This is a genomic window from Halomonas sp. THAF5a, assembly GCF_009363755.1.
In the GTDB taxonomy this organism is placed as follows: domain Bacteria; phylum Pseudomonadota; class Gammaproteobacteria; order Pseudomonadales; family Halomonadaceae; genus Halomonas.
In genome coordinates, this window is the sequence record NZ_CP045417.1 from 1 (window position 1) to 21586 (window position 21586).

The following is a 21586-nucleotide window of genomic DNA, read 5'->3' on the forward strand; positions in this document are numbered from 1 at the left end:
GTGTCACAGGCTCTCTGGCAACAATGTCTGGATACCCTTCAGGATGAACTGAATTCGCAACAGTTCAACACCTGGATCCGTCCGCTGCAGGCGGAGGAAGGGGAGTCCAACCAGTTGCGCCTGCTGGCGCCGAACCGCTTCGTGCGCGACTGGGTCAGCGACAAGTATGCCAAGCGGATCAGCGAGCTGATGCGCGAGCTCTCGCCGGCCAAGCCGCCCAAGGTGGTGCTGACCGTGGGCAGCCGGCGCAGCGCGGCGCCGAACCCGCAGCCCCGGGAGCTGGGCAACCCGGTCTCGGCGGCGCCCCGGGCACCCGCGGCGCCCGCCGTGCAGGTCCCGCCCCGCGGCGACGTGGCCGACGAGCGCGAGATCGACCAGCTGCGCGAGGAGGGGGCCGGCCAGCGGCGCGGTGGCGAGCGCGAGGTGCAGGTGGAGGGCAGCCTCAAGCACAACAGCGGCCTTAACCCCAACTTCACCTTCGAGACCTTCGTCGAGGGCAAGTCGAACCAGCTGGCCCGCGCCGCCTCCCGCCAGGTCTCCGAGAATCCCGGCGGGGCCTACAATCCGCTCTTCCTCTACGGCGGCGTCGGCCTGGGTAAGACCCACCTGATGCATGCGGTCGGTAACGCCCTGGCGACCCGGCGCGAGAACGCCCGCGTCGTCTACCTTCATTCGGAGCGTTTCGTCGCCGACATGGTGAAGGCGCTCCAGCTCAATGCGATCAACGATTTCAAGCGGTTCTATCGCAGCGTCGACGCCCTGCTGATCGACGACATCCAGTTCTTCGCCGGCAAGGAGCGCTCCCAGGAGGAGTTCTTCCACACCTTCAATGCGCTGCTCGAGGGCGGCCAGCAGATGATCCTGACGTCAGACCGATATCCCAAGGAAATCAGTGGGGTAGAGGAGCGGTTGAAGTCTCGCTTCGGCTGGGGCCTGACGGTGGCCATCGAGCCGCCGGAGCTGGAGACCCGCGTCGCCATCCTGATGAAGAAGGCCGACCAGGCCAAGGTCGACCTGCCCCACGATGCCGCCTTCTTCATCGCCCAGAAGATCCGCTCCAACGTCCGTGAGCTGGAGGGTGCCCTGAAGAAGGTGATCGCCGACTCCCACTTCATGGGCAAGACGATCACCCAGGATTTCATCCGCGAGTCGCTCAAGGACCTGCTGGCACTGCAGGACAAGCAGGTCGGGGTGGATAACATCCAGCGCACCGTGGCCGAGTACTACAAGATCAAGCTCTCCGATCTGCTCTCCAAGCGTCGCTCGCGCTCGGTGGCCCGCCCCCGCCAGGTGGCCATGGCGCTCGCCAAGGAGCTCACCAATCATAGCCTGCCCGAGATCGGCGACGCCTTCGGCGGCCGCGATCACACCACGGTGCTGCACGCCTGCCGCAAGGTGAAGTCGCTGCAGGAGGAGAGCGCGGACATCCGCGAGGACTACAAGAATCTGCTGAGGCTGTTGACCAGCTGAACGGAACACCAGCGGTCGGGACGCCGGCCTCAATCCCTCCAGGACAAGTAGTGGAGTCGACATGAAATTTTCCATCTCCCGAGAAGCGCTGCTGCGCCCGCTGACGCTGGTTGCCGGCGTGGTGGAGCGGCGCCAGACCCTGCCGGTACTCTCCAACGTGCTGATCCAGGTCGACCAGGACCAGGTGTCGCTGACCGGCACCGACCTCGAGGTCGAGCTGATCGGGCGCACCGCGGCCAGCCTCGTGGAGGAGCCGGGCTCCGCCACCGTGCCGGCCCGCAAGCTGATGGATATCTGCAAGTCGCTGCCCGACCAGTCGGAGATCCAGCTGACCCTCGAGGAGGGGCGGGCCGTGCTGCGCAGCGGCCGCTCGCGCTTCACGCTCTCGACCCTGCCGGTCGCCGAGTTCCCGAACATCGAGGACGACCAGGGCACCGTCGAGCTGAGCCTGCCCCGAGGCACGCTCAAGCACCTGATCGATGCCACCTCCTTCGCCATGGCCCAGCAGGACGTGCGCTACTACCTCAACGGCATGCTGCTCGAGATGGGCCCCAACCTGGTGCGCACCGTGGCCACCGACGGTCACCGCCTGGCGGTCTGCTCGCGCTCCGCCGATATCCAGGTGGAGCCGTCCCAGAAGCTGATCGTGCCGCGCAAGGGCATCATGGAGCTGGTGCGCCTGCTCGACGACGGTGAGGAGCCGGTCAGCCTGACCCTCGGCGCCACCCACGTGCGCGCCCACACCGGCGACTTCACCTTCACCTCCAAGCTGGTGGACGGCAAGTTCCCGGACTACGAGCGGGTCGTGCCGCGCGGCGGTGACAAGGTCTTCATCGCCGATCGCGCCGAGCTGCGCCAGGTGCTGTCGCGTACCGCCATCCTCTCCAACGAAAAGTACCGCGGCGTGCGCCTGCATCTCGAGGAGGGGAACCTGCGGGTCATGGCCAACAACCCCGAGCAGGAGGAGGCCGAGGAGAACGTGGCCATCGAGTACAGCGGTCCGGCCATGGAGATCGGCTTCAACGTCGGCTATCTCGTCGACGTGCTCAGCGTCCTGGACGAGGATCGCGTGCAGATGACCCTCGCCGATTCCAACAGCAGCGCGCTGATGGAAGAGCCCGGTGGCGGCGACGCCATGTACGTCGTCATGCCCATGCGCCTCTGAGACGCCGTCCGGCGGCACCCGGTGAGGGTGCCGCCGACGCTGTCGATCCGCTCTTATGCCTCTCGATCGCCTCGCCTTCCAGGGCCTGCGCAACCTGCAGGCCGTCGATATCACGCCCGGCCCCCGCATCAACCTCGTCACCGGCGCCAACGGCAGTGGCAAGACCAGCCTGCTCGAGGGCATCCATGTCCTCGGCATGGGGCGCTCGTTCCGAGCGCGTCAGCTGCGCCACGCCATCGCCCACGACGCCGACGCCATGACGCTGCACGCGCGGCTGTCCGGACGGCTGTCCGGTGACCCCGCCACTTCCATCGGGGTGCGTCGCCACCGCGAAGGCGCCGAGCTCGAGATGCGCCTCTCCGGCGAGCGCCTCGACCGGGTCTCGCGGCTGGTGGAAACCCTCCCGCTGCAGCTGATCAACCCCGACGCCTTCCGGCTGCTCGAGGGGCCGCCGGCCGGGCGGCGCGAGTTCCTGGACTGGGGTGTGTTTCACGTGAAACATGAATTCCTCGACGCCTGGCGCCGCTTTCGGCGGGCGCTGAAACATCGGAATGCCCTCCTCAGGCATGGTAGAATGTCGGATGCTTCACTGGATGCCTGGGAACAGGAACTGGTGCACTGGAGCGGGCTGCTGGACGGCATGCGCCGCGACTGGATCGAGGGATTCCTGCCGGTGTTCGAGGACACCCTGCGGGAGCTCATCACGCTCCCCGGCCTGGCCGTGCGCTACGCGCGAGGCTGGGACCGCAAGCGTGAACTGAGCGATATCCTCCGCCAGGCGCGCCACACCGATCACCAGATGGGCTTCACCCAGCAGGGGCCGCAGCGCGCCGAGCTGAGCATACGGCTCGGCAAGCGGCCGGCGGTGGAGGTGCTCTCGCGCGGCCAGCAGAAGCTGGTGGTGAGCGCCCTGAAGCTGGCCCAGGGGCGTCTGCTCGAGCAGCTGACCGGGCGGACCTGCCTCTACCTGATCGATGATCTGCCTGCCGAGCTCGACAGCGACCACCGGCGCGTCTTCTGCCAGTGGCTGGAGCGCATGCAGTGCCAGGTATTCATCACCAGCGTCGACCCCGATGCCCTGGCGGGCCTGTGGCAGGCGGACACCCAGTTGACGATGTTTCACGTGGAACATTCCGAATCAGGCCAGGGGCAGCTGCTGCCAATGGACAGACAGACTTCATGACGGAGTAGTCAATGAGCGAACAGGCTTACGACTCATCGAGCATCAAGGTTCTCAAGGGCCTGGATGCCGTACGCAAGCGGCCGGGCATGTACATCGGCGACACCGACGACGGCACGGGCCTGCACCACATGGTGTTCGAGCTGGTGGACAACTCCATCGATGAAGCGCTGGCCGGACACTGCAGCGAGATCCGGGTGATCATCCACCCCGATGAGTCGATCACCGTGACCGACAACGGTCGCGGCGTGCCGACCGATATCCACGAGGAGGAGGGGGTCTCGGCGGCCGAGGTGATCATGACCGTGCTGCACGCCGGCGGCAAGTTTGACGACAACTCCTACAAGGTGTCCGGCGGCCTGCACGGCGTCGGGGTCTCGGTGGTCAACGCCCTGTCCGAGGAGCTCAAGCTGACCATCTGGCGCGCCGGCCAGGTCCATGAGCAGCTCTACCACCACGGCGTGCCCGACGCCCCCCTGGCGGTGGTCGGCAAGACCGAGCAGAGCGGCACCCGGGTGCATTTCCGCCCCTCCGCCGAGACTTTCCACAATATCGAGTTCCACTACGATATCCTCGCCAAGCGCCTGAGGGAGCTCTCCTTCCTCAACTCCGGCGTGGCGATCCGCCTGATCGACGAGCGCAGCGGCAAGGAAGAGCTGTTCCACTACGAGGGCGGCCTCAAGGCCTTCGTCAACCACCTGAACACCAACAAGACGGTGCTCAACCCGGTGTTCCACTTCAACGCCGAGCGCGAAGACGGAGTGGGCGTCGAGGTGGCGATGCAGTGGAACGATACCTTCTCGGAAAATATCTTCTGCTACACCAACAACATCCCCCAGCGGGATGGCGGCACCCATCTGGCCGGCTTCCGCGCGGCGCTGACCCGCTCGCTGAACCACTACATCGAGGCAGAGGGGCTGCTCAAGAAGGCCAAGGTCAACACCTCCGGCGACGACGCCCGCGAGGGCCTCACGGCGATCATCTCGGTGAAGGTGCCGGATCCCAAGTTCTCGGCCCAGACCAAGGACAAGCTGGTCTCCTCGGAGGTCAAGACCGCGGTGGAGCAGGAGATGGGGCGCCTCTTCGCGGACTACCTCATCGAGAAGCCCAACGAGGCCAAGGCGATCGTCAACAAGATGCTCGACGCCGCCCGCGCCCGCGAGGCGGCGCGCAAGGCGCGCGACATGACCCGCCGCAAGGGTGCCCTGGACATCGCCGGGCTGCCGGGCAAGCTGGCCGACTGCCAGGAGAAGGACCCGAGCCTCTCCGAGCTGTTCCTGGTCGAGGGTGACTCGGCCGGTGGCAGCGCCAAGCAGGGGCGCGATCGGCGCACCCAGGCGATCCTGCCGCTCAAGGGCAAGATCCTCAACGTCGAGAAGGCGCGCTTCGACAAGATGCTCTCCTCGGCCGAGGTCGGCACTCTGATCACGGCCCTGGGCTGCGGCATCGGGCGCGAGGAGTTCAACCCCGACAAGCTGCGCTACCACTCGATCATCATCATGACCGACGCGGACGTCGACGGCTCGCACATCCGCACGCTGCTACTGACCTTCTTCTTCCGCCAGATGTCCCAGCTGATCGAGCGTGGCAACGTCTTCATCGCCCAGCCGCCGCTCTACAAGATCAAGCGTGGCAAGCAGGAGCTCTACCTGAAGGACGAGCAGGCGATGGTCGACTACCTGACCACCACCGCCCTTGACGGCGCCCGCCTGCACGTCAATGCCGACGCCCCCGGGATCGCCGGCGCCCAGCTCGAGGAGCTGGTCAACCAGTATCGCGACGTGATGAAGCGCATCGAGCGCCTATCGCGGGTCTATCCCGACGTCGTGCTGCGCAAGATCGTGCATGCCGCCCGGCTCGACGGCGAGCAGAGCCTGCGCGATCGCCTCACCATGCAGAACTGGATCGACTACCTGCAGCGGGAGATGGACGCCCTGGTCTCCTACGAGGGCGGGCCGCGCTACACCTTCCGCCTCGAGGAGGACGGCGAGCGCGGCTTTTTCCTGCCGGCAGTGACGCTCACGGCCCACGGCGTCACAACCGACTACGTCTGGGGCGTCGAGTTCTTCACCAGCGCCGACTACCGCGCCATGGCGGCGCTGGGCGAGACACTGGACGGCTTGCTGGAGGAGGGGAGCTACGTGGCGCGCGGTGAGCGCAAGCGCCCCGTGGCGAGCTTCTACGATGCCCTGGAGTGGCTGATGGCCGAGGCGCAGCGCGGCCTCTCCATCCAGCGCTACAAGGGCCTGGGCGAGATGAACCCCGAGCAGCTGTGGGAAACCACCATGAATCCCGAGACCCGTCGCATGCTGCGGGTCTCCATCGAGGATGCGGTGGCCGCCGACATGATGTTCAATACCCTGATGGGCGACGAGGTGGAGCCGCGGCGCGACTTCATCGAGCGCAATGCGCTGGTGGCCAACCTGGACATCTGATGGCCCCGGCGATGTTTCACGTGGAACATCGCCGGATTCGTCCTCTACGGCGAGCACCATCAACGACGAGGCCGGCTAATTAGCCGGCCTCGTCGCGTTCAGGGGTGACGACGTGTCGCCTCAGTCGGCGCCGCCACCCTCCTCTCTCAGCAGCCACGTCACGAAGGCGGCCAGATCGTCGAAGACCACCGCCCGGTCGAGTCCCTCTCCCTTCGCCTCCGTACGACGCCCCTTCCCGGTCCTGACCAGTACCGGGCGACAGCCCATCGGTTCTCCCGCCTGCAGGTCGCGTAGGCTGTCGCCGACCATCCAGCTGCCCGCCAGGCTCTCCAGGCCAAGCGCCCGGCGCACCTGCTCGAGCAGGCCGGTCAGCGGCTTGCGGCAGTCGCAGCCGTCGTCCGGACCGTGGGGGCAGTAGGCGATGTGGGCGATCTTTCCACCGGCCTGTCGGACCAGCTCGTCCAGCCGCTCATGCATGCTCGCGAGGACCGCCTCGCTGTAGTAGCCCCGGGCGATGCCCGACTGGTTGGTGGCGATCGCCACGGTCCAGCCGGCCCGGCTCAGCCGGGCGATGGCCTCGATGGCGGTGGGGTAGGGGATCCATTCGTCGAGGGACTTCACGTAGGCATCGGAGTCGTGATTGATGACGCCGTCGCGATCGAGGATCACGAGTTTCGAGGGATGGGGCATGGGGCGCGTCCGGTGATAGTAGCCAGGAGATGGCGGGAGTGTTTCACGTGGAACATCGTCTGCCAAGCGGCCAAGCGGCCAAGCGGCCAAGCGGCCAAGCGGCCAAGCGGCCAAGCGGCCAAGCGGCCAAGCGGTCAGCGGCCAGCCGTACGCATGACCTCGCGCCGCCGCCGCAATGCCGGTTGCCGCTCCAATGTTCCACGTGGAACATCGCATGAAAAAGGGCCGGCGATCATTCGCCGGCCCTTGGGGTCTCGAGAGGGAAGCGCCTACTGCTGGAGCAGGGCGATGTCGGCCACCTCGAGGAACAGCGCCTGCAGGCCGGCCAGCAGCGCCAGGCGGTTGCGCTTCACCGCCTCGTCATCGGCCATCACCATGACGTCATCGAAGAAGCTGTCGACCGGCTGGCGCAGGGTCGCGAGCACGTCCAGGGCATCGCTGTAGCGCGCCTCGGCGAACAGCGGGGCGACCTTCCCGCGGCAGCCGCTCAGCGCCTCGGCCAGGGCCTTCTCGGCGTCCTCCTGCAGCAGACCGGCGTCGACCTCGACGGTCACGTCGCCGCCCTGCTTGGCGAGGATGTTGGAGACCCGCTTGTTGGCGGCGGCCAGTGCGGCGGCCTCCTCGCGACGCGCGAAGCCCTGCACCGCGTGCAGGCGGCGGGCGAAGTCGAGGGGCTCGGTGACCGGGCGGGCCCGCACGGCCAGGTAGACCTCGGTGTCGATGCCCTCGTCGCCGGCCCAGGCACGGAAGCGGTCGAGCATGTAGGTGAGGACCTCGTCGACGAGCCCCTCGGCGTAGGGCAGCTCCTGGTGCTGGGCGGCCGACAGCTCGAGCAGCTCGCGCAGGTCGAGGCTGAGCTGGCCCTTGACCAGGATGTTGATCACGCCGATGGCCGCACGGCGCAGGGCGAAGGGGTCCTTGGTGCCGCTGGGGCGCTGGCCGATGCCGAAGATGCCGGTCAGGGTGTCGAGGCGGTCGGCCAGCGCCAGCGCCAGGCCGGTGCGGCCCTGGGGGATGGCGTCGCCGGCGAAGCGCGGCAGGTACTGCTCCTCCAGCGCCAGGGCGACCTCCTCGGGTTCGCCGTCGTTGAGCGCGTAGTAGCGGCCCATGGTGCCCTGCAGCTCCGGGAACTCGAGCACCATCTCGGTGACCAGGTCACACTTGGCGAGCTCGGCGGCGCGCCGGGCATCGTGCACGTCGCCGTCGATCTTGCCGGCGATGAAGGCGGCCACGGCGGCGTTGCGGTGCGCCTTGTCGGCCAGGCTGCCGAGCTGCTTCTGGAACACCACGCCGGCCAGCGCCGGGGCGCGCTCGGCCAGGGTCTGCTTGCGATCGGTGTCGTAGAAGAAGGCGGCGTCGGCCAGGCGCGGGCGGATCACCCGCTCGTTGCCCTGGATCACCTGCTCGGGGTCGGCGCTGTCGATGTTCGAGACGGTGATGAACAGCGGCTTGAGCCGGCCTGCCTCGTCCAGCAGGTGGAAGTACTTCTGGTTGGCCTTCATCGACGAGATCAGACATTCCGGCGGCACCTCGAGGAAGCGCTCGTCGAAGCTGCCGGTCAGGGCGACGGGCCACTCCACCAGGCCGCTGACCTCGACCAGCAGGTCCTCGTCGATCACCGCGGTGGCTTCCTGGACCTCGGCCTCGGCCAGCACCTGCTCACGGATGCGCTCGCGGCGCTGCTCGCGATCGGCCAGCACCCAGGCGCCCTCGAGGGCGGCGAGGTAGTCGTCGGCATGGGCGAGCTCGATGGGGGCGGGCGCGTGGAAGCGATGGCCGCGGGTGGTGCGGCCGGCCTCGAGGCCCAGGGCGCTGGCCTCTACCACCTGGCTGCCGTAGAGCATCACCAGCCAGTGGACGGGGCGGGAGAACTCGACGCGCGAGGCGCCCCAGCGCATGTTCTTGGGCACCGGCAGGGCGCCGATGGCCTTCTCGACGATGCCGGGCAGCAGGGCGGTGGTGGCCTCGCCGGGCTGGTGCTCCCGGTAGCCGAGCCAGGTGCCCTTGTCGGTCTCGAGGTGGATCAGCTGGTCCACGCCGACGCCGCAGGAGCGGGCGAAGCCCTCGGCGGCCTTGGTCGGCTGATCCTCCTTGAAGGCGGCGGCCAGCGCCGGGCCGCGGCGCTCGACCTCGCGGTCGGGCTGCTTGTCGGCGAGCTCGCGGACCTGCACGGCCAGGCGGCGTGGGCTCGCGTAGGCCAGCACCTCGCCGGCGTCGATGTCGGCCTCGCCAAGGCCGCGGCGGATGCCGTCGGCCAGGGCATCGGAGAGTTCATCGATGGCGCCCGGCGGCAGTTCCTCGACGCCCAGTTCGACCAGTAGGGTGTTGGCAGCCATCAGACGTCTCCCTGTTCGGCAAGCGGCGCATCGGCCAGCAGTTCATGGCGCAGGGCCTCGGGGGCCAGCGGGAAGCCGGCGGCCTTGCGTGAGTCGTAGTAGGCCTGGGCCACGCCCCGGGCCATGGTGCGCACGCGCAGGATGTAGCGCTGGCGTTCGGTGACCGAGATGGCGTGGCGGGCGTCCAGCAGGTTGAAGGTGTGAGAGGCCTTCAGCACCTGCTCGTAGGCGGGCAGCGGCAGCTGGGCCTCCAGCAGCTTGGCGCACTCGCGCTCCTGGTGGTCGAAGGAGGCGAACAGGAAGTCGACGTCGGCGTGCTCGAAGTTGTAGGCCGACTGCTCGCGCTCGTTCTGCAGGTAGACGTCGCCGTAGGTCACCCGGGTGCCGTCCGGGGCCACCGTCCACACCAGGTCGTAGACGCTGTCGACGTCCTGCAGGTACATGGCGATGCGCTCGAGGCCGTAGGTCAGCTCGCCGGTGACCGGGTAGCACTCCAGGCCGCCGGCCTGCTGGAAGTAGGTGAACTGGGTGACCTCCATGCCGTTGAGCCAGACCTCCCACCCGAGGCCCCAGGCGCCCAGGGTCGGCGACTCCCAGTTGTCCTCGACGAAACGGATATCATGGACCAGCGGGTCGAGGCCCAGACGCTTGAGCGAGCCCAGGTAGAGCTCCTGGAGCTCGGCCGGAGAGGGCTTCATCACCACCTGGAACTGGTAGTAGTGCTGCAGGCGGTTGGGGTTCTCGCCGTAGCGGCCATCGGTGGGGCGGCGGGAGGGCTGCACGTAGGCCGCATTCCAGGTCTCGGGCCCGATGGAGCGCAGGAAGGTGGCGGTATGGAAGGTGCCGGCACCGACCTCCATGTCCAGGGGCTGGAGGATCACGCAGCCCTGTTCGGCCCAGTACTGCTGCAGGGCGAGGATCAGGCCCTGGAAGGTTGTCACGTCTGGCGTCGACTGTGTCATTGGAAGCACCGTTGGCCATGAATTCACGAGCCGTCAAGTATACAATTACTGGCAGATCGGTTATAGGCGCAGGCCCGGAGAAGAGGTTTTCCATGATCGTAGTAACTGGCGGAGCCGGCTTCATCGGCTCGAATCTGGTCAAGGCGCTGAATGCCCGCGGCCGCAACGACGTCCTGGTGGTCGACGACCTCAGCGACGGCACCAAGTTCGTCAACCTGGCCGACTGCACGCTGGGCGACTACCTGGACAAGGACGACTTCCTGGCCCGGGTGAAGGCGGCGATGAACGGCGAGGAGTCGCACCTGCCGCCCATCGAGGCGATCTTCCACGAGGGCGCCTGCTCGGACACTACCGAGTGGGACGGCCGCTTCATGCTCGAGAACAACTTCGAGTACTCCAAGGTGCTGCTGCACTTCTGCCAGCGCGAGGGCATTCCCTTCCTCTACGCCTCCTCGGCCGCCACCTACGGCGGCAGCGAGGTGTTCTATGAGGCGCCGGAACACGAGAAGCCGCTCAACGTCTACGGCTACTCCAAGCTGCTCTTCGACCAGTATGTGCGCGCCCGCCACGACGAGTTCGAGAGCCAGGTCGTGGGCTTCCGCTACTTCAACGTCTACGGCCCCCGCGAGCAGCACAAGGGCAAGATGGCCAGCGTCGCCTACCACCATCACACCCAGATCAGCGCCGGCCATGACCTCAAGCTGTTCGGTGCCTGGGACGGCTATGAGGCCGGCATGCAGAGCCGCGACTTCGTCTATGTCGGCGACGTGGTGGACGTGAACCTCTGGTTCCTTGACCACCCCGAGGCCTCCGGCATCTTCAACCTGGGTACCGGCCGCGCCGAGCCCTTCAAGGCCATCGGCGAGGCGGTCATCGACCACTACGGCAAGGGCAAGATCGAGTACATCGACTTCCCCGAGGAGCTCAAGGGGCGCTACCAGAGCTACACCCGGGCCGACATCTCGCGGCTGCGCGAGGCGGGCTACGACCGCGAGTTTCGCACGGTGGCCGAGGGCGTGAGCGCCTACCTGGAGTGGCTGAATGGGTGAGGCCCCGGCGCCGACCGGCGGGGAGGGGCAGCGTATCCTGGTGGTCGGCCCCTCCTGGGTCGGCGACATGGTCATGGCCCAGAGCCTGTTCAAGACCCTCAAGGCGCGCCATCCGGGTTGTCGCATCGGCGTGGTGGCTCCCGGCTGGTCGCGGCCGATCCTCGAGCGCATGGACGAGGTCGACGAGGTCGCGGGCCTCGAGGTGGGCCACGGCGAGTTCGGCCTGGTAACGCGGCGGCAGCTGTCGGTCTCCCTCAAGGGACGCTTCGACCGGGCGATCGTGCTGCCGCGCTCCTGGAAATCGGCGCTGGTGCCCTTCCTGGCGCGCATCCCCCGGCGGACCGGCTTCACCGGCGAGCAGCGCTACGGGCTGCTCAACGATCGCCGGCCCCTCGACAAGGCGATCCTCGACCAGACCGTCAAGCGTTTCGTGGCGCTCGGCCTGCCCCGGGAGGAGGCCGAGCGCGGCGACTTCGCGCTGCCTCGCCCGGCCCTGCGCCTGGACATCGACAACCTGGTCGAGCAGCGCCTCGCCCTGGGCCTCTCGTCGCGCCCGGCCATCGGCATGATGCCGGGCGCCGAGTACGGTCCCGCCAAGCAGTGGCCGCTGGCACACTTCCGCGAGCTGGCCCGGGCGCTGGTGGTGGAGGGGTTCGAGGTGCGGGTGCTGGGTGGGCCCAAGGACGTCGAGGCCGGCGAGACGATCGCCGATGGCCTGCCCCATACCCACAACCTCTGCGGACGGACACGGCTGGCGGACGCCGTCGACCTGCTGGGCGACTGCCGTCAGGTGGTGACCAACGACTCGGGGCTGATGCATGTGGCCGCGGCGGTGGGGACCCGGGTCCAGGCCATCTACGGCTCCTCGTCGCCGGCCTACACGCCGCCACTGACCGACAACGCCGAGATTCACCACCTGGCCCTGGACTGCTCGCCCTGCTTCCAGCGCACCTGCCCGCTGGGCCATACCGACTGCCTGAAGCGCCTCACCCCCGAGCGCGTCCTGAAGGCGGTGCTGGCGGCGACGCCCTCCTCCTCACCCTCCTAGCGGTGGCCCGCCGAGGCGGCCTCGGGCGGCGCGTTCGAGGCGTCGTTCCGGGTGGGGGCCAGGCCCTCCCACAGCCGCTCCTGGAGGGCGGTCTCCTCCCGCAGGCGGGCGTTCAGCGTCTCCAGGCCATGCGCCTCGACCAGCGTTGGCTGGTCGGAGAGCAGCGAGACGCCGAGCCCCGCCCGGTGCCAGTCGATGACGAAGCCCATGGCCTCGAGCACCGTCGGCAGGACGTCCATGGTCGACGCCTCGACCCTGAGCCGGCGCGCCTCTAGCCCCTCGCCCAGCAGCATCAGGGTGTTCTCCCGCGGCGTCGCGACCAGCTGCTCCCAGGCGGAGACGCGCATGGTCAGGTGGTCGCTGGCGATCACCACCAGGGTGTTCTCCAGCAGCCCCTCCGACTCGAGACGCTCCACCAGGCGGCGTGCCAGCCAGGCCGAGCATTCCACCGAATAGAGGATGTCGGTGCCGTCGAACTCGCCCTGGCGCTCGCGGCAGGTGCGGGCCGGATACCCGTGGGGAGCGTGGCCGGCGAGGCTCAGGTTGACCAGGCCCCAGGGGCCGCCCCGGGCCTCCAGGCGGCGGATCTCCTCGACCGTGAGGTCGTAGAGCGTATCGTCGTAGAGCCCCCAGCTGTTGACGTAGTCGGGGTCCGGCAGCCGCGGCTCCAGCTCCTCGCGCCCCATGACCCGCTCGAAGCCATGATCGCGGTAGAAGACGCCCTTGCCGGCGAAGCGGGTGCTGGCCCCGCCCAGGTAGGAGAGCGCATAGTCGCGCTCGGCGAGCAGGTCGCCCAGGCAGTCGACCCCCGGCACGACTCGACCGAGGGGCTCGAACTGGCTGTCGTGGAGCAGGCCGGCCGGCATCAGCGGCGTGCCGCACTGGCTGGCGATCATGCCGGCCATGGTCCAGCCGGTGTTGTCGAGCTGGCGCACCCCCTCGACGACCAGGGCGCGCTCGCCCAGGGCCTCGAGCGGCGCATAGGCATCGCCGAAGCGCTCCGGGTCGGCGTAGGTGCGCTCCAAGCTCTCCAGGTAGATCAGCAGCAGGTTGGGGGGTGAGCGAGGCGCGTCGAGGATCACCGGCGCCACGTACTGCCGATCGAGCCAGGCGCCGTCGTCGGTGACGATGGCGGCGCCGCGCTGGCCGAGGCCGTAGAGCATGGGGTTGAGGGCCAGCAGCGCCACGGCCAGCAGGCGCTCCGTGGTCCGCCAGCGGCGATCGACCCTCACCAGCCAGGTGAAGGCGGCGAGCAGCAGCAGCATGCCCAGGGTATGCAGCAGGGCGGAGACGATCCGCTCCGCGCCGCCGTGTTCCGACATGCCGGCCTGGAGGTGGAAGAAGACCGCCCCGAGGTCGACCTCGCCGAAGCTGGCGGCCAGGTAGACGTAGAAACCCCACAGGGCCAGGGGAAGGAGTGACCAGGGCCACACCCGGGTCGGCGGGTGGGGATGCCGGGGGGCGCCCCAGCGGCGCCAGCGGGCCAGCAGCAGCCAGGCGCCGGTCACCGCGGGCAGCGCCCAGGTCGGCAGCCGGGTCAGCATGGCCAGGGCATAGCCGAGCCACAGGCCCAGCACCAGCAGCGCCCACCAGCGCGGATGACGGAGTCGACGCGCTGCCCTAGGCATGGTCGGAGGGTGCCACGGCCCGTTCGTTTTCGTGCAGCTCGTTCAGCTTGGCGTACTTCATGTAGGCGTGGAACGCCGTGGTGATCGCGACCGTCATGCCATCCGCCCCCTGGAAGAGTCCGCCCTTGAGGATCAGCTTGCGCAGCATGGCGCTGGCGGCATGCAGGGTGGGGCGCCAGCGCGAGGGGCCCTTGCCGCGCTCCTTCATCGCCCAGGCGTCGCGGCTCGAGAGCTGGTCGATGCGGGTGATCCAGTGGGAGAGGTCGCGATAGGTGAAGTGCCGGATGTGGCTGTGGGTATCCACGACGGCGGGGGCCTGCACCGAGGAGTGCGCCTTCTTCGGCAGGTAGCCCGAGGTGGTGCGGTTGTAGAGCCGCGTCACGGGGTCGGGATAGAAGCCGGCCGCCTTGATCCAGTGATGTCCGGCGAAGTTGCGGCGATTGAAGCGGTACGCCTGGCGTGGGTCGTCCAGCGGCAGGGCGCGGATCGCCGCGACCGCGTCCTCGTCGAGGCGCTCGTCGGCGTCGAGGGCGAGGATCCAGTCGTGCCGCGCCTGGGGCACGGCGAAGGCCTTCTGGGGGCCGTCGCCGAGGTAGGGCTGGTGGATGACCCGGGCGCCCAGCGACTCGGCGATGGCCGCGGTGTTGTCCCGGCTGCCCGAGTCGACGACGAGGATCTCGTCGCAGACCGGCCGCAGCGAGGCGATGCAGTCGGCGATGTTTTCCGCCTCGTCGAGGGTGATGATGATACCGGTGATGGGGGTCATGGGGTCGTCTCACGGGTCGAGAGGGGCAGCAGGTGCTCGGCGATGCGCGTCGCCGCGGCGTCGAGGTCGATGCTCGACATGTCGCGCTCGCCCGCCCCCTCCGGGGGGCAGAAGGCCAGGCGATGGGCCTTTGCGTTGCAGGTCTGCCAGCGCAGCGGAGTGGCCGAACGGCGCGACGGATAGAACCCCGCCGTCGGACGGTCCAGGGCCCCGGCGATGTGCAGCGGGCCGGTGGAGCCGGCGACGAACAGGTCGGCGGCCGCGAGGCTCCGGGCGAAGTCGTCGATGCCGCGGCGGGCGGGCAGCCGGTGGGCGGTGATCGCCGCCTCGGCGAGCCGCTCGCGGAGCCGGTCGGCCGCCGCCTCCTCGCCCGGGCCTGCGGTCAGCACCCAGCATGGCCGCTCGGCCCCGGCGGCGTCCAGCCGCGCGTCGACGGCGACCACCAGGCGGGCGTACTGCTCGAGGGTGAGGTTGACCGCCGAGCCGCCGCTGCCCGGGTGCAGGAAGGCCCAGCACGCCGCGGGGGCCAGGGGGAGCTCGTCGGCGAGCCGTGCCCGCTCGGCCTCGCGGGTGCCGGCCGGCAGCGGCCAGAAGGGCGGTGCGGGGCGCGGCGGCACGGCGAGGCCCAGGGCCTCGACCAGGGCCTCGGCCAGCTCCAGGTTGTAGACGTATTCGGGTTTCTCCGAACGCGACCTGCGCTGGGTGACCCGGCGGTTGTAGAATAGCTGCGCCCACTTGGTGGCCGGCGCCAGGCGCAGCGGGATGCCGGCTCGCCAGCCCAGCCAGCCGATGCGCGGAGTCGAGAAGAGGGTCAGCAGCGCATCGAAGCGGCCTGCGCGCAGGGTGTCGAGCAGCGCGCGCTGCGCCTCGCGGCCGGCGTCGTCGCCGGGGTCGAGCAGCACCTCGTCGATCCACGGGCACTGCCGGGCGAGTGGCGCCGTGTAGGCCGGCACCAGCACGCTGACATGGAGGGCCGGCTCGGCCGCCTTGAGGCAGGCCAGCGCCGGCCAGGCCAGCATGAAGTCGCCGAGCTTGTCATTGCGCACGACCAGCAGGCGAGGGTGGCCGCCGTCCCTGGCAGGAGAAAGTGTCATCATCCGGGCTCCCGGGCCCCGCAACCGCACGTAAGGAGAGCGCCTTGTCCTGCAAGTCGTCCCGCAAGGTCCTGCACATCTGCCTCTCGAACGGCTGGGGCGGACTGGAAATGTATCCGTCACGCATTATACCCGAGCTTGCGCGACAGGGGTGGGAGGCCCACGGCCTGGCCCTGGCCGGTTCCCGGGTGGCCGAGAGCCTCGTCGAGGCGGGGATCGCGCCGCTGACGGTGGCCTCGCGCGGTCGCGCGCTGCTGGGCATCGGCCGGCTGCTGGGCTACCTCAAGGCCCACGGGATCGGCGTGCTGCACTGCCACAAGTCCAGCGACCTGCGCCTGGGGGCCCTGCTGGTGAGCCTGCGCCCCTCCCTGCGGCTCTTCTTCACCGACCACATGGGGGGCACCCGCCCCAAGAAGGACCCCTACCATCGCTGGGCCTACGGCCGCGTCACCCGGGTCTTCTCCATCAGCGAGACGACTCGCCGGCGCAACCGGGCGGCCTTCCCCCTGCCTGCCGAGCGCATCCAGCGTCTCTACCTCGGCATCGACCCGACGCCCTATACGCCGCGGCTGTCGCCGGAGGCGCGGGCGGCGCTGCGCGATGAGCTCGGCGTGGCGCCGGGCAGGGTGGCGATCGGCCTGGCGGGGCGGTTGACCCCGGGCAAGGGGCAGCGGGTGTGGATCGAGGCGCTGGCCTGGCTGGCCGAGCAGCGGCCGGCCCTGGCCTGGCAGGGGGTGCTGGTCGGCGGACTCACGGCCGGCGAGGGCAGCAACGAAGCCTTCGTCGCGGAGCTGCGCGACCGGGTCCGCGCGCTCGGCCTGGAGGAGCGCATCGCCTTCGTCGGCTTTCGTCGTGACCTGCCGCGGCTCTTCGAGGCGCTGGACATCGTTTGCGTGCCGTCGCGCAACGAGGCCTTCGGCCTGACGGTGATCGAGGCCATGGCGGCGGGCAAGGCGGTGGTCGGCAGCGACAGCGGCGCCCTGCCCGAACTGATCGAGCCCGCGACGGGGCGCCTCGCTCCGCCCGACGATCCCGTCGCCTGGGGACAGGCCCTGGCCGAGCTGGCCGACGATGCGGCCCTGAGGGAGACCCTGGGAGAGGCGGCGCGCGCGCGGGTGGCGCGCGACTTCACCCTCGAGGCGCACGTGACGAGTCTCGTGGCCGCCTACGCCGAGGCGTCGTAGCCCCGGCGCACGGCCGCCATGGCCTCGGGGGCGCCGAACTTCTCGAAGGAGCGCTGCAGGCGCGCCAGGTTGGCCGCCCGCCAGCGACCGGGGCGCCTGAGCCGGCAGCGATCCAGGTCGATCAGCCAGACCCGTCCCTCGGGGTCGATCAGCAGGTTGCGGGCGTTGAGGTCGACGTGGTCGAGGCCTTCGTCGTGGAAGCGGCGCACCATGGCGCCGACCCGTGCGAGCAGGGCGTCGTCGGCCTGTCCGCGCGTGAGCCGGTCGGCCAGGGCGCGGGCACCGGGAATGCGCACGGTGATGAGCGCCGCCTCGTAGCCGAGCCCGTGGCGCGTCACCCGGGCGGCCACCGGGCGCGGCACCGGCAGGCCCCTCTCGTAAAGGCGGGCGGTGAGGCGCAGCTCGCGGAAGGCGCGGGTGCGCTCCAGGCCGGTCCAGGGATAGCGGGTCTCGCTGAGTCGCGCGATCAGCCCGCCCCGGCGGTAGGGTCGCAGCACCCACTCGATCCCGTCGCCGGCGTCCAGGAAGAGGCTGGCGCCCCGGCCCGGCGCCTCGCCGGTGACCCGACCGGCGTCGCGCCACCAGGCGGGGTCGAAGCCCTCGGCGAGGAGTCGCGGCGCGGTTTGTGGCGCCCGCCCGGCGTCACATAAACTGTCCGCATCATATAGAATGCAACTCTTTCCCGCTCGATACGTTGCCAACCGCATGAAGCATCCTCTGCCCGATCGACCCCAGCATATCTGCGTGCTGCGACTCTCCGCCCTGGGCGATGTCTGTAACCTGGTGCCGACAGTCCGTGCCCTGCAGCGTCAGTGGCCCGAGGCGCGGATCACCTGGATCGTCGGCAAGGGCGAGCACAGTCTACTGGCGGGCCTCTCCGGGGTCGAGTTCGTGGTCTACGACAAGGCGACGGGCCTGGCCGGCATGCGGGCCCTGTGGCGGCAGCTCGCCGATACGCGCTTCGACCTGCTGCTGCACATGCAGCAGGCGCTGCGGGCCAGCGTGCTCTCCCTGGGGCTCAAGGCCGACCTGCGGGTGGGCTACGACAAGGCGCGGGCCAAGGATGCCCAGCACTGGTTCACCCAGCGCCAGCTGGCCCCCCATCCGAGGGCCCACGTGCTCGAGTCCTACCTCGACTTCGCGCGCCTGCTCGGCGTCGAGGACCTCTCGCTCGCCTGGGACCTGCCGGTGCCCGAGGCCGCCGTCGAGGAGGCCCGCGGCATCACCGGCGAGGCCCCGTACCTGCTGATCAGCCCCTGCGCCAACCCACGGCTGCGCAACTTCCGCAACTGGTCCGCCGAGGGCTATGCGGCGGTGATCGAGCACGCCTGGCGTCAGCACGGGCTCAAGACCGTGCTGACCGGCGGCGGCAGCACCCAGGAGCGCGAGCTCGGCGAGCGCATCCAGGCGCTCTGCTCGGCGGAGGTGGTCACCGACGTCATCGGCGAGACCTCGCTGAAGGGCCTGCTGGCCCTGATACGGGACGCCCGGGCGGTGATCGCCCCGGATTCCGGGCCGGTGCACATGGCCAACGCCCTGGGCGCGCCGGTGGTCGGGCTCTACGCCACCACCAACCCCGACCGGGCGGGTCCCTACTGCTGGCGATCGTTCGTGGTGAATCGCTACCCCGACGCCGTGCGCACCTACCTGCACAAGGATCCCGAGACGCTGCCCGCCTGGGGTCAGCGGGTCCGCCACCCCGACGCCATGTCGCTGATCCGTGCCGAGGACGTCATCGACCGTCTCGAGGCACTGCTGAGCCACCCCGAGTCCCCTATCGAGACGGAGTCCCCCGATGAAGCTTGACCTGACCGCCCTGGAGCGCTCCCGCCTGCTGGTGGTAGGCGATGTGATGCTCGACCGCTACTGGCACGGCGGCACCTCGCGGATCTCCCCCGAGGCCCCGGTCCCGGTGGTCAGGGTCGACGAGGCCGAGGACCGCCCCGGCGGCGCCGCCAACGTGGCGCTCAACGTCGCCTCCCTCGGCGCCCATGCCGCCCTGGCCGGCCTGGTGGGCGAGGACGACAACGCCGACCGGCTGGTCTCCCGCCTCGAGGACGCCGGAGTGAGCACTCGCTTCGCGCGCAGCGCCGGCATTCCGACCATCACCAAGCTGCGCGTGATGAGCCGCAACCAGCAGCTGATCCGCCTCGACTTCGAGGAGAAGCTCGGCGAGGTCGATACCTCGGGGCTCCTTTCCCAGGTCGAGGCGGCCCTGCCCGGCTGCGACCTGGTGATCCTCTCCGACTACGGCAAGGGGACCCTCAACCGCGTCGAGGAGCTGATCCGGATGATCCGCGGCGCCGGCAAGCGGGTGCTGGTGGACCCCAAGGGTGGCGACTTCCGCAAGTATCGCGGGGCCAGCGTGATCACCCCCAACCTCGGCGAGTTCGAGGCGGTCATGGGCCCCTGCCGCGACGACGCCGAGCTCGCGGCCAAGGGCGAGACGCTGCGTGCCGAGCTCGAGCTCGAGGCGCTGCTGGTCACCCGCAGCGAGAAGGGCATGACGCTGATCCGCGAGGGGCACGAGCCGCTGCACCTGCCGACCCGCGCCCGGGAGGTCTACGACGTCACCGGCGCCGGCGACACCGTGATCGGCGTGCTGGGCCTGGCGCTCGCCGCCGGGCACGGCTTCCCCGAGGCGATGACCCTGGCCAACCTGGCCGCCGGCCTGGTGGTGGCCAAGCCCGGCACCGCGACGCTCTCCATCGCCGAGCTCTACACCGCCCTGCACGGCGACAAGCTGGCCGAGTTCGGCGTCATCGAGGAGGCGCCCCTGGTCGAGGCGGTGCGCGCCGCCCAGGCCCGCGGCGAGCGGGTGGTGATGACCAACGGCTGCTTCGACATCCTCCACGCCGGCCACGTCGCCTACCTGGAGCAGGCGCGCCGCCTCGGCGACCGGCTGGTGGTGGCGGTCAACGACGATGCCTCCATCGGCCGCCTCAAGGGGCCCAAGCGACCCATCAACCCCCTGGCCCGGCGCGTGCAGGTGCTGGCCGGCCTCGGCGCCGTGGACTGGGTGGTGCCCTTCGGCGAGAACACCCCCCAGCGGCTGATCGAGACGGTGCTGCCGGACGTGCTGGTCAAGGGCGGCGACTACCGCCCCGAGGAGATCGCCGGCGGCGCCGCCGTGCGCGAGGCCGGCGGCGAGGTGCGGGTGCTGGGCTTCGAGGACGGCGTCTCCACCACCGCGATGATCTCCACCATCCTCGATCGCGAGACCTGATGGGCCTCTCGCCGGCCTGGGCCCGCCGCGCCTACTCGGCGGCCCTCTACCTGCTCGCGCCGCTGGTCTGGAAGCGGGTGTGGCGCGAGCAACTGCCCGGTCGCCCGCGGTGCGAGCGGCTGGGGCTCGTTCCCCCCGCCGGCGAGCGCGAGCGGGTCCTCTGGCTGCACTGCGCCTCGGTGGGCGAGGTGCAGGCCGCCCGCCCGCTGATCGCGGCGCTGGCCGAGCGCTGGCCCGGGTATCGCCTGGTGATCACCACCATGACTGCCACCGGCGCCGAACGGGTGCTGGCGCTCTCGGAGGCGTCCGGTCAGGAGGGGGCGTCCGGCGAAGTGAGCCATCACTTCGTGCCGCTGGACTTCCCCGGCGCCGCGCGGCGCTTCGTCACCCGGCTGCGCCCGGCGCTCGCCCTCTTCTTCGAGACCGAGCTGTGGCCCAACCTGCTGGCGGCCTGCGATCGCGCGGGCGTGCCGGTGGCGGTGGTCAACGGCCGGCTCTCGCCCCGCGCCTTCCGCGGCTATCGCCGTCTGAGGCCGCTGATGCGCGACGTCCTGGGCCGGGTGCGCTGGCTGGCGGCCAAGTCCGGCGAGGATGCCGCCCGCTTCCAGGCCCTCGGCATGCCGGCCGAGCGCAGCGACGTGGTGGGCAGCCTGAAGTTCGACCTCGCCATCGACGACGCGACCCACGAGGTGAGCGAGCGCTTGCACACCCGGCTGGGCGACCGGCCCGTCTGGGTGGCCGGGTCCACTCACCCCGGGGAGGACGAGGCACTGCTGGCGGCCCATGCCCGGCTGCGAGCGCAGCGGCCCGAGGCGCTGCTGGTGCTGGTGCCGCGCCACCCCCGGCGCTTCGAGGAAGTGGCCGCCCTCTGTGCCCGGGCGGGCCTCGCGGTGGCGCGCCGCTCCCGGGGCGAATGGCCCGGCGCCGACACGGCCGTCTACCTCGGCGACACCATGGGCGAGCTGCTGGCGCTCTACGGCGCGGCGGACCTGGCCTTCGTGGGGGGCAGCCTGGTGCCCATCGGCGGGCATAACCTGCTGGAGCCGGCGGCGCTGGGCGTGCCGGTGCTCACCGGCCCCGAGCTTGCCAACTTCCTCGACGTGGCCGAGGCGCTGCGCGAGGCCGAGGCGCTGGTCGAGGTGGCCGACGCCGATGCGCTGGGCGACGCCCTGGGGCGGCTCTTCGACGACGCCGCCGAGCGCCGGCGGCTCGCCGAGGCCGGCCGCGGCGTGGTGGCGGCCAACCGCGGCGCCCTCGCGCGGACCCTGGCGGGCCTGGAGGCGCTGCTGCCGGCGAAGTAAGGTCCATCGCATTTTGGCGTGAAGCCGTTTGGCAAGAAATGAGGTAGGCAGC

At 70.0% G+C, this 21586-nt stretch carries 17 protein-coding genes; 10 read left to right on the forward strand and 7 right to left on the reverse strand.

Features of this window, described 5'->3' with window-relative positions:
- The 4 genes from dnaA to gyrB all read left to right on the forward strand — a co-directional run bounded on the left by dnaA (position 1) and on the right by gyrB (position 6250).
- Positions 1-1470 carry a chromosomal replication initiator protein DnaA gene (gene dnaA / locus FIU83_RS00005; protein ID WP_152482163.1) on the forward strand — a complete coding sequence of 490 codons (1470 nt, stop codon included), beginning with the start codon at positions 1-3 and terminating at the stop codon, positions 1468-1470.
- 61 nt (positions 1471-1531) lie between these two features.
- A complete protein-coding gene (gene dnaN / locus FIU83_RS00010; protein WP_152482164.1) occupies positions 1532-2635 on the forward strand; it encodes a DNA polymerase III subunit beta in 1104 nt (367 codons plus the stop codon).
- A 55-nt stretch (positions 2636-2690) separates the two neighbouring features.
- Entirely contained in the window at positions 2691-3818 is a 1128-nt protein-coding gene (gene recF, locus FIU83_RS00015) for a DNA replication/repair protein RecF (protein ID WP_152482165.1), read from the forward strand.
- An 11-nt stretch (positions 3819-3829) separates the two neighbouring features.
- A complete protein-coding gene (gene gyrB, locus FIU83_RS00020; RefSeq protein ID WP_152482166.1) occupies positions 3830-6250 on the forward strand; it encodes a DNA topoisomerase (ATP-hydrolyzing) subunit B in 2421 nt (806 codons plus the stop codon).
- Positions 6251-6370: 120 nt separating this feature from the next.
- On the opposite strand, the gene gmhB is transcribed toward gyrB, so the two are convergent.
- From gmhB to glyQ, 3 genes are all read right to left on the reverse strand, one after another.
- Positions 6371-6940 carry a D-glycero-beta-D-manno-heptose 1,7-bisphosphate 7-phosphatase gene (gmhB, locus tag FIU83_RS00025; protein ID WP_152485185.1) on the reverse strand — a complete coding sequence of 190 codons (570 nt, stop codon included), beginning with the start codon at positions 6938-6940 and terminating at the stop codon, positions 6371-6373.
- 269 nt (positions 6941-7209) lie between these two features.
- Complete coding sequence (gene glyS, locus FIU83_RS00030) at positions 7210-9276, reverse strand: glycine--tRNA ligase subunit beta (protein WP_152482167.1); 2067 nt, start codon at positions 9274-9276, stop codon at positions 7210-7212.
- Entirely contained in the window at positions 9276-10238 is a 963-nt protein-coding gene (gene glyQ / locus FIU83_RS00035) for a glycine--tRNA ligase subunit alpha (protein ID WP_152482168.1), read from the reverse strand. Before glyQ ends, glyS begins: the two co-directional genes overlap by 1 nt.
- A 92-nt stretch (positions 10239-10330) precedes the next feature.
- Here glyQ and rfaD point away from each other — a divergent pair, with 92 nt between their 5' ends.
- Both rfaD and waaF read left to right on the forward strand, forming a co-directional pair.
- The gene (gene rfaD / locus FIU83_RS00040) at positions 10331-11287 is read left to right on the forward strand and encodes an ADP-glyceromanno-heptose 6-epimerase (protein WP_152482169.1); all 957 of its coding nucleotides are present in this window, start codon (positions 10331-10333) and stop codon (positions 11285-11287) included.
- Positions 11280-12335: a lipopolysaccharide heptosyltransferase II gene (gene waaF / locus FIU83_RS00045; RefSeq protein WP_152482170.1), complete on the forward strand. Its 1056-nt coding sequence runs from the start codon at positions 11280-11282 to the stop codon at positions 12333-12335. The genes rfaD and waaF overlap by 8 nt, the downstream gene beginning before the upstream one ends.
- On the opposite strand, the gene FIU83_RS00050 is transcribed toward waaF, so the two are convergent.
- The 3 genes from FIU83_RS00050 to FIU83_RS00060 are packed head-to-tail and all read right to left on the reverse strand — an operon-like array spanning position 12332 to position 15823.
- Positions 12332-13963 carry a sulfatase-like hydrolase/transferase gene (locus FIU83_RS00050; protein WP_152482171.1) on the reverse strand — a complete coding sequence of 544 codons (1632 nt, stop codon included), beginning with the start codon at positions 13961-13963 and terminating at the stop codon, positions 12332-12334. The two genes, waaF and FIU83_RS00050, sit on opposite strands and share 4 nt — an antisense overlap.
- Positions 13956-14729, reverse strand: coding sequence for a glycosyltransferase family 2 protein (locus tag FIU83_RS00055; protein ID WP_152482172.1), 774 nt, complete (start codon positions 14727-14729; stop codon positions 13956-13958). The genes FIU83_RS00050 and FIU83_RS00055 overlap by 8 nt, the downstream gene beginning before the upstream one ends.
- Entirely contained in the window at positions 14726-15823 is a 1098-nt protein-coding gene (locus tag FIU83_RS00060; RefSeq protein ID WP_152485186.1) for a glycosyltransferase family 9 protein, read from the reverse strand. The genes FIU83_RS00055 and FIU83_RS00060 overlap by 4 nt, the downstream gene beginning before the upstream one ends.
- A 44-nt stretch (positions 15824-15867) precedes the next feature.
- On the opposite strand from FIU83_RS00060, the gene FIU83_RS00065 reads away from it, so the two are divergent.
- Positions 15868-17007 carry a glycosyltransferase family 4 protein gene (locus tag FIU83_RS00065; protein ID WP_253939505.1) on the forward strand — a complete coding sequence of 380 codons (1140 nt, stop codon included), beginning with the start codon at positions 15868-15870 and terminating at the stop codon, positions 17005-17007.
- Here the strand turns inward: FIU83_RS00065 and FIU83_RS00070 are convergent.
- A complete protein-coding gene (locus FIU83_RS00070) occupies positions 16989-17714 on the reverse strand; it encodes a 3-deoxy-D-manno-octulosonic acid kinase (RefSeq protein WP_152482173.1) in 726 nt (241 codons plus the stop codon). The two genes, FIU83_RS00065 and FIU83_RS00070, sit on opposite strands and share 19 nt — an antisense overlap.
- On the opposite strand from FIU83_RS00070, the gene FIU83_RS00075 reads away from it, so the two are divergent.
- From FIU83_RS00075 to waaA, 3 genes are read left to right on the forward strand one after another with little or no spacing between them, the layout of a single operon-like run.
- Entirely contained in the window at positions 17713-18813 is a 1101-nt protein-coding gene (locus FIU83_RS00075) for a glycosyltransferase family 9 protein (RefSeq protein ID WP_152482174.1), read from the forward strand. The two genes, FIU83_RS00070 and FIU83_RS00075, sit on opposite strands and share 2 nt — an antisense overlap.
- Positions 18803-20233, forward strand: a complete 1431-nt coding sequence (gene hldE / locus FIU83_RS00080; RefSeq protein WP_152482175.1) for a bifunctional D-glycero-beta-D-manno-heptose-7-phosphate kinase/D-glycero-beta-D-manno-heptose 1-phosphate adenylyltransferase HldE — start codon at positions 18803-18805, stop codon at positions 20231-20233. Before FIU83_RS00075 ends, hldE begins: the two co-directional genes overlap by 11 nt.
- Positions 20233-21534: a lipid IV(A) 3-deoxy-D-manno-octulosonic acid transferase gene (gene waaA / locus FIU83_RS00085; RefSeq protein ID WP_152482176.1), complete on the forward strand. Its 1302-nt coding sequence runs from the start codon at positions 20233-20235 to the stop codon at positions 21532-21534. The genes hldE and waaA overlap by 1 nt, the downstream gene beginning before the upstream one ends.
- The last annotated feature ends 52 nt before the right edge of the window (positions 21535-21586 follow it).

What these genes read in the sequence shown, in the direction of transcription:
- dnaN (WP_152482164.1), top strand. Translation starts at nt 1,532, where the DNA reads ATGAAATTTTCCATCTCCCGAGAAGCGCTGCTGCGCCCGCTGACGCTG.
- recF (WP_152482165.1), top strand. Translation starts at nt 2,691, where the DNA reads ATGCCTCTCGATCGCCTCGCCTTCCAGGGCCTGCGCAACCTGCAGGCC.
- gyrB (WP_152482166.1), top strand. Translation starts at nt 3,830, where the DNA reads ATGAGCGAACAGGCTTACGACTCATCGAGCATCAAGGTTCTCAAGGGC.
- gmhB (WP_152485185.1), bottom strand. Translation starts at nt 6,940, where the DNA reads ATGCCCCATCCCTCGAAACTCGTGATCCTCGATCGCGACGGCGTCATC.
- glyS (WP_152482167.1), bottom strand. Translation starts at nt 9,276, where the DNA reads ATGGCTGCCAACACCCTACTGGTCGAACTGGGCGTCGAGGAACTGCCG.
- glyQ (WP_152482168.1), bottom strand. Translation starts at nt 10,238, where the DNA reads ATGACACAGTCGACGCCAGACGTGACAACCTTCCAGGGCCTGATCCTC.
- rfaD (WP_152482169.1), top strand. Translation starts at nt 10,331, where the DNA reads ATGATCGTAGTAACTGGCGGAGCCGGCTTCATCGGCTCGAATCTGGTC.
- waaF (WP_152482170.1), top strand. Translation starts at nt 11,280, where the DNA reads ATGGGTGAGGCCCCGGCGCCGACCGGCGGGGAGGGGCAGCGTATCCTG.
- FIU83_RS00050 (WP_152482171.1), bottom strand. Translation starts at nt 13,963, where the DNA reads ATGCCTAGGGCAGCGCGTCGACTCCGTCATCCGCGCTGGTGGGCGCTG.
- FIU83_RS00055 (WP_152482172.1), bottom strand. Translation starts at nt 14,729, where the DNA reads ATGACCCCCATCACCGGTATCATCATCACCCTCGACGAGGCGGAAAAC.
- FIU83_RS00060 (WP_152485186.1), bottom strand. Translation starts at nt 15,823, where the DNA reads ATGACACTTTCTCCTGCCAGGGACGGCGGCCACCCTCGCCTGCTGGTC.
- FIU83_RS00075 (WP_152482174.1), top strand. Translation starts at nt 17,713, where the DNA reads ATGAAGCATCCTCTGCCCGATCGACCCCAGCATATCTGCGTGCTGCGA.
- FIU83_RS00070 (WP_152482173.1), bottom strand. Translation starts at nt 17,714, where the DNA reads ATGCGGTTGGCAACGTATCGAGCGGGAAAGAGTTGCATTCTATATGAT.
- hldE (WP_152482175.1), top strand. Translation starts at nt 18,803, where the DNA reads ATGAAGCTTGACCTGACCGCCCTGGAGCGCTCCCGCCTGCTGGTGGTA.
- waaA (WP_152482176.1), top strand. Translation starts at nt 20,233, where the DNA reads ATGGGCCTCTCGCCGGCCTGGGCCCGCCGCGCCTACTCGGCGGCCCTC.